The sequence below is a fragment of the Oscillibacter sp. CU971 genome (assembly GCF_905219725.1).
Lineage (GTDB): Bacteria > Bacillota > Clostridia > Oscillospirales > Oscillospiraceae > Oscillibacter.
Window position 1 is genome coordinate 1 of sequence record NZ_CAJMXG010000329.1, and the last position, 2652, is coordinate 2652.

Consider the following 2652-nt stretch of genomic DNA (forward strand, 5'->3'; position numbering starts at 1 on the left):
GACGGAGGCCGGAGGGCGGGAAGCCTCCCATACCGAAGATCATTCGGAACAAGTCGTTGTTTTTAAATTGGAGGAACACAGTATGAAAAAGAAGATTTTCGCTCTCTCCCTGGCCCTGATTCTGGCCCTGTCCCTGGCCGCCTGCGGCGGCAAGGATTCCGGCGGCTCCGCTCCTGCGGACACCCAGACTCCCGCCGATTCCGCCCCCGAGGATTCCGCTCCTGCCGGCTCCGCCGAGACCGTGAAGCTCAGCGTGGCCGCCTCCCCCACCCCCCACGCCGAGATTCTCAAGCAGTGCGTGGACATCCTGAAAGAGCAGGGCATTGAGCTGGTGGTCAACGAATACTCCGACTACGTGGTGCCCAACACCGCCGTGGAGGACGGGGACGAGGACGCCAACTACTTCCAGCACGTCCCCTATCTGGACAACTTCAACGCCGAGCGGGGCACCCACCTGGTGAGCGTGGCCGGCGTCCACATTGAGCCCATGGGCCTGTACGNGGGCAACTCCGCCTCCCTGGACGCCATCCCCGACGGGGGCAAGGTCGCCGTCCCCAACGACCCCACCAACGAGGGCCGGGCCCTGCTGTTGCTGGAGGCCCAGGGCCTCATCAAGCTCAAGGACAGCTCCAATCTGGAGGCCACCCCCAACGACATCGCCGAGAACCCCAAGAATCTGGAGTTCGTGGAGCTGGAGGCCGCCAACGTCCCCGCCAACCTGGATGAAGTGGACATCGCCGCCATCAACTCCAACTACGCCCTGGNCGCCGGGCTGAACCCCGTGNAGGATGCCCTGGCCATTGAGGCCTCCGACTCCCCCTACGTGAACATCCTGGTGGTCAAGGAGGGCAATGAGAACAACGAGGCCGTCCAGGCCCTGGTGAAGGCCCTCCAATCCGATACGGTGAAGGACTATATCAACAACACCTTCGGCGGCGCGGTGGTTCCGGCATTTTAAGCGAAACTGGTCAAGGCCCGGGAATGGCTCCCGGGCCTTGCTCTTTTTTACAGTCCCAGCCGCTGCCGGAGGGCTGCCAGGGCGCACAGGCAGGTCAGCATCGCCAGGGCCCCCGTGCCCCAGAGGAGGCTGTAGCTCACCGCCTCCTTGTCCTTCAACCGCCCCGCCGCCGCGGAGGCGAAGACGTACAAAGAGACCAGGGCAAAGGCCACGGACAAAATCTCCGCCGCGTCCCGCCGCCCCAGCGCCGCCGCCCCCAGATACAGCAAAAACCCCAGGCCAGACACAATGGCCCCCCGATTCAGCTGCTTCACACCCTGCAAAAGCAGGGAGTTTTTTCGCTTCATTTGTATACCCTCCGTTGATTATCTATCAAACATTACATATAGTTCTCATTTTTCGTAGCCGTTTACCATAACGTCCAGCACCCGGGCCGCGACGTTTCCCGCCACGCTGCTGCCGCCGCCGCCGTTTTCCACCAGGACCACGAAGGCATAGGGCGCGTCCTCGTTCCGCAGGAACCCGGCGAACCAGGCGTGGGGGGCCAGTCCCTCTCCCACCTCGGCGGTGCCGGACTTGGCGCAGAGGTCCATGTTGGGGAAGCGGCTCTTGTTGTAGGTCTTTTCCACATTCCCCGCCATCAGATCCGCCAGTTTTTCCGCCGTGCCCGCGCCGGCGAGGGTCCCCGTTTTGCGGGTCCAGCGGGGCAGGGAGGGAATCCCCAGGCCGTTTTTGGTCTTGAGAATCAGATAAGGCTCCGCCGCCCTGCCGCCGTTTGCGACGGCCCCCATGTAGACCATCAGGGCGCAGGGGTTCACCAGGTCCTTGTCCTGGCCCACCCCCGCCCAGCCCAGGCGGCCCAGGGTGAGATTCCAGTCAAAGGCGCCCTTGGCGGTGGTCAGGCCGTCCAGACGGTAGGCGGAGGTAAGGCCCGCCTGCTCCGTGTACTTCCGCAGGGTTTCCGCCCCCAGCTCCACGGCGATGTCCGCAAAGGCGGCGTTGCAGCTGTTGGCAAAGGCGGCGGCGATGTCCTGCTTTCCGTGAACGCCGGAGCAGATAACCGTCTCTTCCCCGATTTGGACGGACCCGGCGCAGTCCCAGGTCCGGGACTCCAGGTCCGGCAGATTCTCCAGCGCCGCCGCCAGGGTGACGGTCTTGTAAACGGAGCCGGGGGTAAAAACGGAGGACAAGAAGCGGTTCACATAAGCCCCCTTCCAGCGGTCGTTGGTCTCAATGTCCTCCGGGACATTCAGCGGGTCGTAGCTGGGGGCGGAGACCATGCAGAGAACCTCCCCGGTCTTGTAGTTGTATACCGCCACCGTCCCGGCATGGCCGTTCAGGGCCTGATAGGCCTCGTAATTGTACCGGGCGTCAAGGGTCAGAGTCAGCTCCCCGCCCCGGTCCGCGCCAAAGGCCCCGTTGATCAGATTCCAACCCGTCATCCGGTCCGCAAACGCGTTCAGCGCCCCAACCCCGATGTTCCCCTGAAGGTCCCCCACAGCGTGGAGCGTAGCCTTGCGGACCGCCTCGCTGTCATAGTAAGTCCGCTCCCCGTTTTCCACGGAGGACAGCACATCCCCGTCCCGGTCCAGCACAGTCCCGGCGGTCAGCTGCCCCTGGGAGTTGTAAAGGTGGCGGTTAAAAGCGGCGGAAGCCCAGCTTCCCCCCTGGGTCAGATCTGTCTCTTATACACA

At 63.7% G+C, this 2652-nt stretch carries 3 protein-coding genes; 1 reads left to right on the forward strand and 2 read right to left on the reverse strand.

All coding sequences use genetic code 11. The annotated features are described in order from the left end of the window. The first annotated feature begins 82 nt into the window (after window positions 1-82). Window positions 83-958, forward strand: coding sequence for a MetQ/NlpA family ABC transporter substrate-binding protein (locus tag JX325_RS14865; protein ID WP_204791853.1), 876 nt, complete (start codon window positions 83-85; stop codon window positions 956-958). 47 nt (window positions 959-1005) lie between these two features. Here the strand turns inward: JX325_RS14865 and JX325_RS14870 are convergent, their stop codons facing one another. Together JX325_RS14870 and JX325_RS14875 are read right to left on the reverse strand one after the other, a co-directional pair. Beyond that, window positions 1006-1305: a hypothetical protein gene (locus JX325_RS14870; RefSeq protein WP_204791854.1), complete on the reverse strand. Its 300-nt coding sequence runs from the start codon at window positions 1303-1305 to the stop codon at window positions 1006-1008. A gap of 45 nt (window positions 1306-1350) precedes the next feature. Further along, window positions 1351-2553 (reverse strand): penicillin-binding transpeptidase domain-containing protein, encoded by a 1203-nt coding sequence (locus JX325_RS14875; protein ID WP_243414118.1) that lies wholly within the window; start codon window positions 2551-2553, stop codon window positions 1351-1353. Between the last annotated feature and the right edge of the window lie 99 nt (window positions 2554-2652).